14 protein-coding genes are annotated in these 15,286 nt (G+C 60.7%); all 14 read right to left on the bottom strand.

Annotation, left to right across the window (positions count from 1 at the left end; translation table 11 throughout):
• Positions 1-444 precede the first annotated feature (444 nt).
• Positions 445-969 (bottom strand): phosphoribosyltransferase, encoded by a 525-nt coding sequence (locus LPW39_RS13945; protein WP_133856629.1) that lies wholly within the window; start codon positions 967-969, stop codon positions 445-447.
• Between the two features lie 32 nt (positions 970-1,001).
• Complete coding sequence (locus LPW39_RS13940; RefSeq protein ID WP_230776005.1) at positions 1,002-2,375, bottom strand: adenylosuccinate synthase; 1,374 nt, start codon at positions 2,373-2,375, stop codon at positions 1,002-1,004.
• A gap of 29 nt (positions 2,376-2,404) precedes the next feature.
• Complete coding sequence (locus tag LPW39_RS13935) at positions 2,405-3,553, bottom strand: ATP phosphoribosyltransferase regulatory subunit (RefSeq protein WP_230776003.1); 1,149 nt, start codon at positions 3,551-3,553, stop codon at positions 2,405-2,407.
• Between the two features lie 189 nt (positions 3,554-3,742).
• The gene (gene hflC / locus LPW39_RS13930) at positions 3,743-4,627 is read right to left on the bottom strand and encodes a protease modulator HflC (RefSeq protein WP_230776001.1); all 885 of its coding nucleotides are present in this window, start codon (positions 4,625-4,627) and stop codon (positions 3,743-3,745) included.
• 9 nt (positions 4,628-4,636) lie between these two features.
• Positions 4,637-6,001 carry an FtsH protease activity modulator HflK gene (hflK, locus tag LPW39_RS13925; RefSeq protein ID WP_230775989.1) on the bottom strand — a complete coding sequence of 455 codons (1,365 nt, stop codon included), beginning with the start codon at positions 5,999-6,001 and terminating at the stop codon, positions 4,637-4,639.
• Between the two features lie 58 nt (positions 6,002-6,059).
• A complete protein-coding gene (gene hflX, locus LPW39_RS13920) occupies positions 6,060-7,217 on the bottom strand; it encodes a GTPase HflX (protein ID WP_230776049.1) in 1,158 nt (385 codons plus the stop codon).
• Between the two features lie 98 nt (positions 7,218-7,315).
• Positions 7,316-7,567, bottom strand: a complete 252-nt coding sequence (gene hfq / locus LPW39_RS13915) for an RNA chaperone Hfq (RefSeq protein ID WP_116925229.1) — start codon at positions 7,565-7,567, stop codon at positions 7,316-7,318.
• 128 nt (positions 7,568-7,695) lie between these two features.
• Positions 7,696-9,036 carry a ribosome biogenesis GTPase Der gene (gene der / locus LPW39_RS13910; RefSeq protein ID WP_230775980.1) on the bottom strand — a complete coding sequence of 447 codons (1,341 nt, stop codon included), beginning with the start codon at positions 9,034-9,036 and terminating at the stop codon, positions 7,696-7,698.
• Positions 9,037-9,057: 21 nt separating this feature from the next.
• Complete coding sequence (gene bamB / locus LPW39_RS13905) at positions 9,058-10,209, bottom strand: outer membrane protein assembly factor BamB (RefSeq protein ID WP_230775970.1); 1,152 nt, start codon at positions 10,207-10,209, stop codon at positions 9,058-9,060.
• A 22-nt stretch (positions 10,210-10,231) separates the two neighbouring features.
• Positions 10,232-10,876: a YfgM family protein gene (locus tag LPW39_RS13900; protein WP_230775968.1), complete on the bottom strand. Its 645-nt coding sequence runs from the start codon at positions 10,874-10,876 to the stop codon at positions 10,232-10,234.
• A gap of 50 nt (positions 10,877-10,926) precedes the next feature.
• Entirely contained in the window at positions 10,927-12,231 is a 1,305-nt protein-coding gene (gene hisS, locus LPW39_RS13895; protein WP_133856621.1) for a histidine--tRNA ligase, read from the bottom strand.
• 61 nt (positions 12,232-12,292) lie between these two features.
• Positions 12,293-13,537 (bottom strand): flavodoxin-dependent (E)-4-hydroxy-3-methylbut-2-enyl-diphosphate synthase, encoded by a 1,245-nt coding sequence (ispG, locus tag LPW39_RS13890; protein WP_230776039.1) that lies wholly within the window; start codon positions 13,535-13,537, stop codon positions 12,293-12,295.
• Positions 13,538-13,570: 33 nt separating this feature from the next.
• A complete protein-coding gene (locus LPW39_RS13885) occupies positions 13,571-14,476 on the bottom strand; it encodes a RodZ domain-containing protein (protein WP_230775966.1) in 906 nt (301 codons plus the stop codon).
• Positions 14,473-15,255, bottom strand: coding sequence for a type IV pilus biogenesis/stability protein PilW (pilW, locus tag LPW39_RS13880; protein WP_230775964.1), 783 nt, complete (start codon positions 15,253-15,255; stop codon positions 14,473-14,475). The genes LPW39_RS13885 and pilW overlap by 4 nt, the downstream gene beginning before the upstream one ends.
• Positions 15,256-15,286: the final 31 nt, after the last annotated feature.

The following is a 15,286-nucleotide window of genomic DNA, read 5'->3' as shown; positions in this document are numbered from 1 at the left end:
AGGATCAAACTCTATAGTTCGATCTTGAATTTAAAGTCTCTCGACTACTCACTCACTTGACGGAAATCAGAAGATAAATCTTCTTCATTACTGTTTAAAGTGAGCGCTTGTTTTGCTCCGAAGAACATATGGCAATCGCCACCAAACGCCCACGCTTATCGGCTGTTAATTTTTAAAGACCTGACCCAAGAGCCTCAGCCTTGGATCCTCTTCGCCGCGATCAGCGAAGCCTTGTATTGTAGCACAGCTTTTTGAACTGTTTGACAAAGTTTTCAGCGTCTCCGCCATCCCCTTGTCAGCACCTCAAAAAAACAAACCTTGCGAACCGCCCTCTTTCGAGTCTGGCAGCTTTGCAAGGCATCGTGCTGTCGATAGACGCTATTGTATAGGCGTTTTCCGACAGCACTTCACAAAATTGCAATTTTTTTCAACTGCAGCCGCCGATCAGACTTTCCACTTCTCCAGCAGCTTCTCTGGACGCAGGCTGTCATAGCCTTCGAACGGCTGGTGGATCCAGGGGTTGGTCGCCAGGAAGTCCACCGAGTAGTCTGGCGTGAAGGTGGAAACACCCTTGGTCCAGATCACCGCACTGCGCAGCTCCGTGATGGGCGCGTAGTTGTTCTTCAGCATGTTGATCACGGCATTGAGCGTGTGACCCGAATCTGCCAAGTCGTCCACCAGCAACACGCGGCCAGCGATCTCACCCTTGGGGGTGGTGATGAAGCGCGCGATATCCAGGTGACCCTGCTGCGTACCGGCTTCCGCACGGTAGGAGCTTGTCGACATGATGGCCAGGGGCTTGTCAAAAATACGGCTCAGGATATCGCCAGGACGCATGCCGCCGCGAGCCAGACACAGGATGGTGTCGAACTCCCAGCCGGATTGGTGAATCTTGATGGCCAGTTTTTCAATCAGGCCATGGTATTCGTCGTAGCTGACATACAGGTGCTTGCCGTCTTCAGTAAGCATGGGTTTCCTCAATCAAAAGTAGCAACCAGGGCTCAGGCCTGGTAGGGGTTGTGCATCAGGATCGTGTGGTCGCGATCAGGGCTGGTCGAGACAACGGCGATAGGCACGCCGGTGACTTCAGCAATGCGGTCCAGATAACGGCGCGCATTGACAGGCAGCTTGTCGTATTCCGTCACGCCCACGGTGGTATCGGTCCAACCAGGGATGGCTTCGTAGATGGGCTTGCAACGCTCGATGTCGTCTGCACCCAGTGGCAGCAGGTCGATGCGTTCGCCGTCGAGCTCGTAGCCGACGCAGAGTTGCAGCTCTTCGATGCCGTCGAGCACATCGAGCTTGGTGATGCACAGACCGGACAGACCGTTGATCTGGGCCGAGCGCTTGAGCAGAGCCGCATCAAACCAGCCGCAGCGGCGATAGCGACCGGTGGTCACACCCTTCTCTGCGCCCACGGTGCTCATCACCCAACCTGGGGTGCCTTCCTTTTGCCATTCCAGCTCGGTCGGGAAAGGACCACCACCGACGCGGGTGCAGTAAGCCTTGGTGATGCCCAGCACATAGTGCAGCAGGCCTGGGCCCACGCCAGCGCCGGCAGCGGCATTACCAGCCACGCAGTTGGACGAGGTCACATAGGGGTAGGTGCCGTGGTCCACATCCAGCAGCGAGCCTTGCGCGCCTTCAAACAGCAGGTTGCCGCCTTCGGCGTGCAGCTGGTTCAGCTCGGACGACACATCGGCAATCATCGGCTTGATCAGCTCGGCGTGTTGCATGGCCTCGTTGTAGACAGCGTCGAACTGGATCTCGCCATTCTTCATGTACGGTGCCAGTTGCGGGCCGAAGTCAAACTTTTGCGAACCCAGCACGCTCACCAGAATGTGGTTGTGCAGGTTCAGCAGCTCGCGCAGCTTGGTGGCAAAACGCTCGGGGTGCTTAAGGTCTTGCACGCGCAGTGCACGGCGGGCAATCTTGTCTTCATAGGCTGGGCCGATGCCCTTGCCGGTGGTGCCGATCTTTTGCACGCCGCCTTGTTCACGGGCTGCTTCACGGGCCACATCCAGCGCCTGATGGAAAGGCAGGATCAGCGGGCAGGCTTCAGATACGCGCAGGCGGTCACGCACCTGGACGCCAGCCTTCTCCAGGCCTTCGATTTCTTCAAACAGCTTGCCCACCGACAACACCACACCGTTGCCAATGAAGCACTTGACGCCCGGACGCATGATGCCGCTGGGAATCAGATGCAGTGCCGTCTTCACGCCATTGATGACCAAGGTGTGGCCTGCGTTGTGGCCACCCTGGAAGCGCACCACACCTTGTGCGCTCTCAGTCAGCCAATCGACCAACTTACCCTTGCCTTCGTCACCCCATTGAGTGCCAACCACAACAACGTTGCGACCTTTGGAGATAGCCATGTCTTTTCCCATCCAAGAACAAAATACGGTTAAATGCTGCGCACGATCCACTGGCCATCTACTTCGGCCAGTTCGCGGTCACAATTGAATTCGTCGACTTCATCGTCATGCCCCGGCAAGGCGCAGACCACGGTCTCGCCGGTCTGGCGCAGGCGGGCGATGACCTCGCGCATATCGTGGCGATCCACCCAGGGCGCGCGAATGGCGGCCTTCAGCGGACGTGGCTCGACCACCGGCACCAGCTGTTTGATATCCAGACTGAAACCAACGGCAGGGCGGCTGCGGCCAAAGGCAGCGCCGACCTCGTCATAACGGCCACCACGCACCAGCGCATCGGTCACCCCCTGCGCATAGATCGCAAAGCGCATGCCGCTGTAGTAGGAGTAGCCGCGCAGATCGGCCAGGTCAAAGGTCACGGCCGGGCTGTCGATGCGGCTAGCGAGCTGGCGCAGGTCCGCCAGAATCGGCCCCACACCAGGGATACCTGCGAGAGCCTTTTCAGCCTCAGCCAACACCTCTACATCACCATAGAGATTGAGCAAGGCACGCAAACCATCACGCTGGGCCTGCGGAAAATCGCGGGTCAGCGATGCGAGCTCGGAGGCATCCTTGACAGCCAGGGCCGCATGCACGCGGCGCAGGGTCGGCAGATCCACCAGCAAGCCAGCCAGCAGACGCTGAACGATGCGCACATCGGCCAGGTCCACAGAGAAATCATGCAGCTGGGCAACGCGCAGCGACTGAGTCGCCAGCGCGATTACTTCCACATCCGCCTCCACCCCTGCATGGCCGTAGATTTCGGCACCAAACTGCAAAGGCTCGCGGGTGGCATGGGGGCGATCAGGCTTGGCATGCAACACCGGCCCGCAGTAGCACAGACGCGTCACACCCTTGCGATTGAGCAAATGGGCATCGATGCGAGCAACTTGTTGGGTGGTGTCAGGGCGAATGCCCAGGGTGCGGCCCGATAGCTGGTCAACCAGCTTGAACGTCAGCAGGTCCAGCGCTTCACCGGATCCGGATAACAGAGAGTCCAAATGCTCCAGCAGTGGAGGCATTACCAGTTCGTAGCCGTAAGCACAAGCCGTGTCGAGCAGGCCACGCCGAAGCTCTTCGATGTGTCGCGCTTCAGAAGGCAGCACATCGGCAATGTGATCCGGAAGGATCCAAGCAGACATGGGGAATTGGGAGGGCTGTTAAAAACGTGATTCTACAGGGATGACAGCAGGCGATCCGCATTTCCTGCTCTCGGCACTGCGCCTTTGCGGCCATTACAGAGCCCAGCGTCCAGCGATGCTATAAGAATCCCCAATAAAAAAAGCCACTTTGCGAATGCAAAGTGGCTTAATGGATGCGCTGGGCCGGGCTTACTTGGAGCCTGACGAGCGATAACCCTTGAAGAAATCCGAGGACGATGGATCAACCACGATCACATCCGACTTCTTGTTGAAGCTGGACTTGTAGGCCTCCAGGCTGCGGTAGAACTGCGCGAACTGCGGGTCTTTGCCAAAGGCGTCGGCATAGACCTTGGCAGCTTCGGCATCGCCCTCACCCTTCAGCGCCTGCGCATCACGGTAGGCATTGGCCACGGTCACTTCGCGCTGGCGATCGGCATCGGCGCGGATCTTTTCACCCACGGCGCCACCGGTCGAGCGCAGCTCATTGGCTACGCGCTTGCGCTCGGCTTCCATACGGCTGTAGACCGACTCCGTGATGGCCTCGACATAGTCGACACGCGTGATACGCACGTCAACGATGTCGATACCCCAGGGCTTGCTGCCCTTGACTGCTTCGAGCACTTCACGCTTGACGTCAGCCATCGTCTGCTCGCGCTTGCCGGAGATCATGTCCTGCACGGTACGGCGGTTGACTTCCTCCTGAAAGGCATTGCGCACCACACGGTTGAGCTGGATCGCGCCCTGACCTTCGGTCGTACCCACATTGCGGATATAGGCCGATGGGTCAGTGATGCGCCAGCGCACATACCAGTCGATCACCACACGCTGCTTTTCAGCAGTCAGCATGGATTCGGTGTCGGTACTGTCCAAGGTCAGCAGGCGCTTGTCCAGGTAGGTCACGTTCTGCAGCGGCGGCGGCAGCTTGAAGTTCAAGCCCGGCTCCGTGATGACTTCCTTGATCTGGCCGAGCGCATACTTGATGCCGAACTGCCGCTGATCGACCACAAACACGGTGGAGCTGAGCAGCGCCAGCACCACCAAGACGGTTGAAGCTAAAAATCCCATTCGATTCACAAATCACTCCTAGCGCGACTCGCGGTCACGGGTACGGCTGGTATCACGGGCACGGGCATCCGGCACCGAGGGGGCGGGCGCAGGAGCGCTGGTCGTGGGCGCGTTCGAGCTGGCAGCAGCATCCCCTGGAGCAGCGCTGCCTTGGGTCTGCTGCATGATCTTGTCCAGCGGCAGGTACAGCAGGTTGGAGCCTTGCTTGGAATCGACCACGACCTTGGTCACATTGCTGTAGACCTGTTGCATGGTTTCCAGGTACAAACGGTCGCGCGTGACGACCGGCGCCTTTTGGTACTCGGTATAGATCGACGAGAAGCGCTGGGCATCACCTTGCGCCTGCGCCACGATACGGGCCTTGTAAGCCGCAGCCTCTTCCATCAGACGCGAGGCCGTACCGGTGGCGCGTGGCACCACATCGTTGGCATAGGCTTCAGCCTGGTTCTTGGTGCGCTCACGCTCCTGACCGGCCTTGAGCACATCGTCGAATGCTGCCTGCACCTGCTCGGGCGGGCGCACGCCGCCTTGCTGCAAATTGACGCCAACGACTTCAACACCGATCTTGTAGCGATCCAGAATCACCTGCATCAGCTCACGCACGCGGGGCGCAATCTGGTCACGTTCTTCCGCCAGTGCGGCATCCATCTTCATCTTGCCGACCACCTCACGCACAGCGGTTTCAGCCACCTGGATGACGGTATCTGCCGGTGCCTTGCTCTCAAACAGCCAGGCCCGAGCATCGCTCAGGCGGTACTGCACGGCAAACTTGATCTCGACGATGTTCTCGTCTTCGGTCAGCATGGCCGATTCGCGCAGACCAGTAGTCTTGATGATGCTGTCGCGGCCCACATCGGCAGAGCGGATCTGCGAAACATAGACCAGCTCATGGCGCTGGATCGGGTACGGCAGGCGCCAGTTGATACCGGCATTGACGGTCTTGTGGTACTTACCGAACTGCGTGATGACTGCTTGCTGGCCTTCCTGCACGATGAAGAAGCCGGTGCCCAGCCAGATCAGTGCGGCTACGCCAACGATCAGGCCCAGGCCAACGCCAGCGCCCTTGAACTCAGGTGGCTGCCCTGCACTGCCGCGGCCCGTGCCGCCGCCTTTACCGCCACCGAACAAACCGCCGAGCTTCTTGTTCAGGTCCTGCCACAGCTCGTCCAGATCCGGCGCACCGTTGGTGCCGGGGCGCTGGGCGTTGGGCCGGTTGTTCTGCTCGGGCGGGTTGTAGGGCGGACGGGAAGGCTCTTGACCTGCATTGCTGCTGTCGTCCTTGCCATCGTCGCCCCGCCCCCAGCGGGGATCGTTCAGGTTGAACATTCCGCGCAGGCCCTGCGGCAGCAAGGCCAGGCGCGGAAAACGTGAATGAAGTTTCATTAGCGATGTCTCTATGAATCAGCGTTACAAGCGCATGCAAGCAGCCATTGTGGCAGCCCTAGGGAGCATTTCCCAGCAATTCGTCATCGGCGTCTGGGGCTATCTCCCAGGCGTCACCCGCATCGAGCGCCGCCTGGCGGGCGACCAGGGCCTGGGCCAAGTGCTCGCGCACGGCCTCCAGCCCCTGCCCCTTGGCCGCACTGACAAAGAATCGTGGAACCTGCACCCCATCGAGCTCGTAGCTGTCTGCAAGCGCTGTTGGCCGCCGGTCTGGCTCAATGGCATCCAGTTTATTGAATACCAGAACCTGCGGCACGTTTTCTGCCCCAATTTCCCGAAGAACCTTTTGGACTTGTTGTATTTGTTCCGGGTGGGCAGGGTTGGAGGCATCGACCACATGCAGCAGCAGATCTGCATCTACCGCTTCTTGCAGTGTTGCCTCGAAAGCATTGACCAGCCCGTGGGGCAGGTCCCGAATGAAACCGACCGTGTCGGAGATGGAAATGGAGCGCTGTGCCGACTCCAGATACATCTGCCGCGTCGTCGTGTCCAGGGTCGCAAACAACTGATCGGCTGCATAGGCGCGCGCCTTGACCACGGCATTGAAGAAGGTCGATTTGCCGGCATTGGTGTAACCCACCAACGACACATTGAAGGTATCGTTGCGCTGCCGCTGGCGGCGCTGCGTCGCGCGCTGCTTCTTGACCTTGAGGAGCCGGTCCTTGGTGCGCTTGATCGCATCGTTGATCATGCGCTTGTCCAGCTCGATCTGGGTCTCACCCGGGCCACCGCGCGTGCCGATACCGCCGCGCTGCCGCTCCAAGTGCGACCAGCGGCGCACCAGGCGCGTGCTGAGGTATTGCAGCTTGGCCAGTTCAACCTGGAGCTTGCCCTCGTGGCTGCGTGCGCGCTGCGCAAAGATCTCCAGGATCAGCAAGGTGCGGTCATTGACCGGCATCTGCAGATGGCGCTCCAGATTGCGCTGCTGCGCCGGACTGAGCGCCTGGTCAAACAGGATCTCGGTGGCGCCATAGGTCTGCGCCACCATGCGGATCTCATCGGCCTTGCCGCTGCCCACAAACAGGGCCGCATCAGGCACCTTGCGCTTGCACACCAGGCGCGCAACCGGGTTCAGGCCGGCAGTCTGTGCCAGCAGACCCAGTTCCTCGAGTTCGGAATCGAAGTGCGGAAAACCAAAATCCACCCCGACCAGCATGACCGGGGTGGATTTCTTATCGTTGGAATTTTGTTGATTACTCAATGATGTAGAGCTGTTCACCCGCAGCTTGCGCGGATGTAATGCTATCAAAAGCGTTAGGCTGAAGCTTCGTTGTCTTGCGAATCAGGTGCCGAGAAGTTCACGGCACGACCGGGGACAATGGTCGAGATCGCATGCTTGTACACCATCTGGGTGACGGTGTTGCGCAGCAGCACAACGTACTGGTCAAAAGATTCGATCTGGCCTTGGAGCTTGATGCCGTTGACCAGGTAGATGGACACAGGCACATGCTCGCGGCGCAGAGCGTTGAGGAATGGATCTTGCAGAAGTTGGCCTTTGTTGCTCACGATATTCTCCGTGTTCGGACAGTGTTGTTGTAAAACGCCACCTTACCACAGTGGCAATCTAACTGAACGATAAATGGTTGTTTCATGTGATGGGCCTGTGGATCAGGCCTCATCTCACTTGTACGCTATCAATCTTTGTCAGCGTAAGGGTTATGTGAGGTCTTGAATTCAATCCGCAAGGGGGTGCCGATCAAATTAAATTCCTTGCGGAAACGACCTTCCAGAAAGCGCTTGTAGGCATCGGTGATGTGCTCGAGCGAATTGCCGTGAATCACAATCACCGGTGGGTTCATACCACCCTGGTGCGCATAGCGCAGTTTGGGGCGGTAAGGTCCGATCTTCTTGGGCGTCTGGTACTGCACCGACTCCAACAGCACGCGCGTGAGCACGGGCGTGGGCATCTTGCACAGGGCCGACTTGTGCGCCTGGATCATCGAGGTCCACAGCGGACCCAGACCCTGGCGCTTCTTGGCCGAGATGAAGTGCAGCGGCGCAAACTTCAGGAAGGACAGGCGCAGCTCGATCGAGCGCTCCAGCATTTGGCGGCCGTAATCGTCAAGCGCATCCCACTTGTTCACGGCCAGCACCACGGCGCGGCCGCTTTCCAGAATGTAGCCGGCGATGTGGGCATCCTGGTCGGTCACGCCTTGCGTGGCATCGAGCAACAGCAGCACCACATTGGCGCCTTCAATGGCTTGCAGGGTCTTGACCACCGAGAACTTCTCGATGGCTTCGAATACGCGGCCCTTGCGGCGCAAACCGGCGGTGTCGATCAGCTGGAATTTCTGGCCATTCTTCTCGAACGGCACCGCGATCGCATCGCGCGTGGTACCGGCCATGTCAAAGGCCACCAGGCGCTCTTCACCCAGCCAGGTGTTGATCAAGGTGGACTTGCCCACATTCGGGCGCCCTGCCACGGCCAGCTTGATGACCTGCTCGTCCTCTTCGGCTTCGGCATCGTCTTCCTGGTTGAGCCAGGGCAACTGCTCCAGCGCCATGTCGATCATGGTGCGGATGCCCTGGCCGTGCGCAGCCGAGACCGGGAACACCTCACCCAGACCCAGCTCGTAGAACTCGGCCAGCTGGCCGCCGTCCTTCATGCCTTCGGCCTTGTTGCCCACCAGCATGGCGGGCTTGCCCAGGCGGCGCAGGTAGCCGGCAATCTCATGGTCCTGGGCCGACAGACCCAGGCGTACATCGACCACGAACAGCACCACATCCGCCTCGGCCACGGCCTGGCGGGTCTGCTTGGCCATTTCCTTGAAAATGCCACTGGTCGCATCGGGCTCGAAACCACCGGTATCGATCACGATGTATTCGTGCTTGCCCTGACGGCCTTGGCCGTAATGGCGATCACGCGTCAAACCGGCGAAGTCGGCAACGATGGCGTCGCGCGACTTGGTCATCCGGTTGAACAAGGTGGATTTGCCCACATTGGGACGCCCCACCAAAGCAATAACTGGCTTCATTCCTGACTACTTTTTCTTTTCTTACTCGGGCCGAAAGCCATACACCGCGCCATCATTCGTCTGCACCACCATGGTGTTGCCCGCCAATACCGGCGCTACGGAAATACCGGAGCTGTTGGTAGAGAAGCGGTTGAGCGGCGAGCCGTCTTTCTTGGACAGCATATGCACCGTACCCGAACTATCACCAAAAATCACAGAGCGGCCCAGCACCAGCGGCTGACTCAGCTTGCGGTAGCGCAGGCGATTGCTCGTCCACACCACGCTGCCGCCATCATGCGCCCAGGCCGTGATCACGCCATTGCCATCGGCACCGGCCACCACATCGGCATCGCCGGAGATGCCGTTGATACCTTCGGCACGCACGGTCCAGCGAAGCTGCGCCGTGGATGCATCGATACAACCGACGGCCATCTGGTAGGCACGCGTACACAACACCGAGCCTTGGCGCGACACGCCACCCACCAGCTCCACCAGACGTTCGACGTCATTGGTGCCACGCGGGCTGGCAATCGGCACTTCCCAACGCAGTGCACCGGTGTTGGGGTCGATACCGACAAAGCGGCCCGACACGCCAGCCACCAGGGTGTCCTGGTAGGCGGTCAGCACGCCGCTTTGGCGCAGCACCAATGCCTCGGTGGTCTTGGCCTGGCTCCACAGCGCCTGGCCCGATGCCGCATCAAAGGCCTGCACCGAGCGGTCTGCGCTTTGCACAAAAATGCGCTCGCCAGCCACCAGCGGCGCGGTATAGACACGCGCTGGAAGGCGCTTGCGCCACATTTCCTTGCCCTGGCTCAGAGCGACGAGGTTGCCGTCTTCGGTCACCACGGCAGCCCATTTGCCATCGCTGCCCACGCCTGCCGAGAGCTTCTGGCCCACGTTGACGCGCCAGAGATCGGCACCGGTATCGGCATTGACGGAAGCCACCTGGCCATCGGCAGAGGCCAGGGTCACCACAGTGCCGCTGACATTCATCACCAAGGTGGGGTTGCTCTTGCCGATGCGCTGTGTCCAGACCTGCTGCACGGACAGCAGTGCGACATTGGGCTCAAGCTCAGCAGGCTTGCGCTTGTCCGACGAGAACAAAGAGCAGCCCGCAATGGCCAGAGCCACTGCCGATACCGTCAAAACCTTGGCTGCAGCAGCCGCTGCAGCATATGCCTGTTGTTGTTTCATGCGCACTGCCTTCTGCCATCCATCACTTCAGATCTTCGCCCAGCGCATTGAGCTTGACGGAGATCACGTTGCGGTATTCCACGCCCGGTTCTGTCTTTTGCAAAGCCGCCTTGTAGGACTCAATGGCTTGCGCCTTGTCGCCCTTGGCCAGGTAGACATCGCCCTTGTGGTCTGCCACCACGGCATCGAACTCGGTCGGCATCTTGGTGCCCAGCACCTTGAGCGCCTCATCGTAGGCCTGGCTGTTGAGCAGCACGGCCGCCAAACGCACGCGGGCAGTGGCCTTGAGGCCCTCATCCGACGCATTGTCCGCCACCCAGGTGAGCGCAGCCTTGGCATCGTCCATCTGGCCCTTGTCACCTGCAGCCTTGGCTACGAGCAGGCCGGCATGTGCCGCTTGCATGGTGCTGCCATAGTTGCTGCGCAGGTCGCCAAAGGCCTGGTCGATGCGGGTCTTGTCACCGGAGTTGACCGCAGCCTCGACCGCCGACGACAGCGCGCTGGCTTGCGAGGCCTGGCGGTTCTGCCAGTATTGGTAGCCGTTCCAGGCGGCAAAGCCCCCCAGCACAATCACCAGCACTGTGGTGATCAAGGTGCCCCACTTGTTCCAGAAGTGCTTGAGCTGGTCTATCTGTTCCTGTTCTTCCAGATCTAAATGCGTTGCCATATTGTTCTAAGGGAGTTGAATCAAAAAAATGCTTGCAGCCGAGGCTGCACTTATGCGCGCAATTGCGCTGCCCAGTCGGCCACGGCGTCTATCGCACGTTCGGCCTGAGCACCCTCACCATCGCGCAGCTGCTTGACGGTCACCATGCCGCGCTGCATCTCGTCGCTGCCAAAGATCAGCGCGCAAGCGGCGCCGCTGGCATCGGCCTTCTTGAACTGCGACTTCATGCTGCCCAGGCTGCCTGCCACGGCCGAGCCATGCATCTGTACCCGAACACCGGCTTGACGCAGGGTCTGGATCACGCGCATGGCCTGCGGCAGCAGTGCTGCGTCCGGCAGGATAGCGTAGGCATCAATAGACGGGCGATCCCACTGGATATTCAGCTCTTTGATCAGCTCCAGAACGCGCTCGATGCCCATGCCCCAGCCCACGGCCGGCGCAGGCTTGCCGCCAATCTGCTCGATCAGGTAGTCATAGCGGCCACCGCCACAGATCGTGCCTTGCGAGCCGAGCTTGTCGGTGATGAACTCGAACACCGTCAGGTTGTAGTAGTCCATGCCACGCACCAGGCGCGGGTTGACCGACCAGGCCACGCCGTTGGCGTCCAGAATGTCCTGCACCGCCTTCAAGTGGGCCTTGGAGTCATCACCCAGAAAGTCCAGCAGCTGGGGGGCAGCATTGACCATCGCCTGCATCGCCGGGTTCTTGGTGTCCAGCACGCGCAGCGGGTTGCTGTACATGCGGCGCTTGCCCTCCTCGTCCATCACATCGGTGTGCTGCTCAAAATAGGCCACCAATGCCTCGCGGTGGGCGCGGCGCTCCTCGGGCTGGCCCAGGCTGTTGAGCTCCAGGCGCACGCCTTCGATGCCCAGGTCCTTCCAGAGCTGCGCGGCCAGCAGGATCACCTCGGCATCGAGCTCGGCGCCGCCAAAGCCCATGGCTTCGACGCCAACCTGGTGGAACTGGCGGTAGCGGCCGCGTTGCGGCTTTTCACGGCGGAACATGGCGCCAATGTAGAACAGGCGCTTGCCGCCGTCATAGAGCATGTTGTTCTCGACCACGGCGCGCACCACACCGGCAGTGCCTTCCGGGCGAAGGGTCAGGTGCTCGGCCTGGCCATGCTTGTCGGCCCGGTCTTCGAAGGAATACATTTCCTTCTCGACAATGTCGGTCACCTCGCCCAGACCGCGCACAAACAGCGCCGTGTGCTCGGCCAGGGGCGTGCGGATGTTGCGGTAGGCAAAACGCCCCATCAAGTCGCGCACCTTGCCTTCAAACCATTCCCACATGGCCGAATCGGGCGGCAGGATATCGTTCATGCCTTTGATGGCGGCCAGCTTTTCATTCATGCCCATGGGCTTCTATCTCTCTGTTCAGTATGCTTGCAAACACTTGCCAGGCCAGCAAGTGCAGCTATCAATTATCTACCTTGGCAGCACCGTAGCGGCGCTCCACATAGGCTTGCACGATCTCGTGGAACTCTTGCGCAATCCGGTCACCGCGCAAGGTCATGGCCTTTTCGCCGTCAATAAAGACGGGCGCTGCGGGCGATTCGCCGTTGCCCGGCAGGCTGATGCCAATATCGGCATGCTTGCTTTCGCCCGGGCCGTTGACGATGCAGCCCATCACGGCCACCTTCATCTTCTCGACGCCGGGGTACTTCACGCGCCAGACCGGCATTTGCGAGCGCAGGTGCTGGTCGATGTCACGCGCCAGTTCCTGGAAGGTGGTGCTGGTGGTGCGGCCGCAGCCTGGGCAGGCGGTGACGCTGGGCACAAAGCTGCGCATGCCCATGGCCTGCAGAATCTCGCTGGCCACCACCACTTCTTGGGTACGGGCCTCGCCCGGCTGCGGGGTCAGCGACACGCGAATGGTGTCGCCAATGCCGTCTTGCAGCAGGATCGATAGCGCAGCGGCTGAGGCCACCGTGCCCTTGGTGCCCATGCCCGCCTCGGTCAAACCCAGGTGCAGTGCATAGTCGCAGCGCGCGGACAGCCCCCGATACACAGCCACCAAATCCTGCACACCACTGACTTTGCAGGAAAGGATGATCTGGTCACCATTCAGGCCCATTTCTTCGGCACGCCGCGCAGAGGAAATGGCCGAGGTAATCAGTGCCTCGTACATCACCTGGCGCCCGTCCCAGGGCACGGCGCGGCGGCTGTTCTCGTCCATCAGTTCGGCCAGCAGTTCCTGGTCCAGGCTGCCCCAGTTCACACCGATGCGCACGGCCTTGTCGTACTGCATGGCCGCCTCGATCATCTGGCCGAACTGCTTGTCCTTCTTGTCACCCTTGCCCACATTGCCGGGGTTGATCCGGTACTTGGACAGCGCCTTGGCGCAGTCAGGAAACTCGGTCAGCAAGCGGTGGCCGTTGTAGTGGAAGTCGCCTACCAGTGGCACGTTCTCGCCCATGCGGTCGAGCTGCTCGCGCACATAGGGCACGGCTGCTGCGGCCTCCGGTGTGTTGACGGTGATACGCACCATCTCCGAACCCGCCTGCGCCAGCTCCTTGACCTGGATGGCCGTCTCGATCACATCCACGGTGTCTGTGTTCGTCATCGACTGTATGCGCACGGGCGCATCGCCCCCCACCGTCACCACACGGTCACCCCAGACCACGCGGGCCTGGCGACTTTTGCGGGCGGCCGGCGCCACCATGGGCACGGGCAACAGGATGTTCTCTTCTTGCACTTAATTCACCTCAAAACGGGCGATGCTGCCCTTGGTCACTTTTTTCAGATCAAAAGCCGACCCGCGCAGCTGCATCTCCACTCCCACCGCATTGCCCACGATGAGCTTGAGCGGCGGGGTGGCCGCGATATCTTCGTTCGTGCCGGCACGGATGGTCTTTTCAAACACCACCTTGCCACTGGCTTCCTTGACCTGCACCCAGCTGTCCTGGCTAGCCTTGAAATGCAACAATGGCGCGCCTTCTGCAGGAGCAGCCGCCACGGGGGCTGTAGCGGCTGGGCTAACCGGGCCTGCCAGCGCAGCAGTGCCACCCGCTTCGGCGGGGCCATTGGCCGGCGCCTCGGGCACCGGATCGGTCGAGCTGCCACCCAGCGCAACGGGCTCGGACTGCTCAGCCACGCCGGCGACGTTGTTGGAACGCGCAGGTGCCGGGGCAGAAGCCGCGGTGGAGCTCTTCCAGTAGTCCGCCAGTTGCGGATAGAACAGCACGCCGACGGTCGCCACGATCAGCAGTACCACCACGCCCATCCAGGGGAAAGGCTTGCTGCTGGGGAAATCATTTTTCTTGCTCTGCGCCGGGCCCACGGCCACGCGGGTTTTGACACTTTCCACGCCCGGGCTCAGGTCCTTGCCGGGCGGCTTGGGCAACTGGGCCAGCACGGGAGCGGGATCGATCTTGAGCACACGGCACACGGCCGAGGCCAGCGCGCGCACAAAGACCACATCCGGAAAGGCGCTCCAGTCGCCCGCTTCCAGCGCTTCAAGCTTGTGGACGGACACCTTCAGGTGCGCGGCCACGGCAGGCAGGTGGTAGCCGAGCTCTTCGCGGGCCTGGCGCAGCATCTCGCCAGCACTGAGGGCAGCTTGGTTTGCGTTCGTTGCTTCTTGGATATCAGACTCGTTCACAGCACGCCTCCACCAGCGATACGTGCCGTCTCTTTGGAGTCGGGGAAACGCTTTTGCAATTGGGCCGCCAGCGCACGTGCGCTCGCTCCATCGCCCAGGGCTTTTTCAATTTGGATACCGAGGAACAGGGATTCGGAGTTGGCCAACTCGCCGTTGTTGAGACGGCGGATATAGAACTGGGCGCGGCGCGGGTCGCCGCGTTGGTTCATCAGCTTGGCCAGGTTGAAGCTGACGACCGGGTTACCGGCATCGTATTCATAGGCCTTGAGCAGGCTGGCCTCGGCTTCGGCAGGCTTGCCGGCAGCCTCATGGCACAGGCCCTGGGCCATCAAGGTCTTGGCTTGCTGGAAATACTGGCGCTGCACCAAGGCCTGGTTGAAGTAGCGGTCTGCCGCGTCGTATTTTTTCTCTTGGCAGAGCAGCCAGCCATGGTTGTGCATGATGTTGGCATCGGTGGGCTTGAGCGATTGCGCCTTGCTAAAGCTCTCATCGGCAATATCGGGCTCGCCCAGCTGCATGTAGATGAGGCCGCGCATGTTGTAGGCGTCACCACTGTTGGGGTCCAGCGCCAGCACCTGCTTGATCTCATCCAGCGCGATCGTGGTTCGGCCGGTTTGGAAATAGCTGGCGGCCAGCTCCAGACGAATGCGTGCACGCCGATGGATTTCGGTCTCATCGGATTGTGTGACATAGGCGGCATCCTCGCGGGCCGTGTTACTGGCGGTACCGCAGCCCGACAAACCACCGATCAGGGCCAGCCCTAAAAAGGTGGCAGCCATGAGGCGATGCACCCTCGGTTGCCCTGTTGTC

This window comes from Comamonas koreensis (genome assembly GCF_021026195.1).
GTDB classification, from domain to species: Bacteria; Pseudomonadota; Gammaproteobacteria; order Burkholderiales; family Burkholderiaceae_C; genus Comamonas; species Comamonas koreensis.
This window is presented reverse-complemented; position numbering and strand designations above follow the sequence as displayed.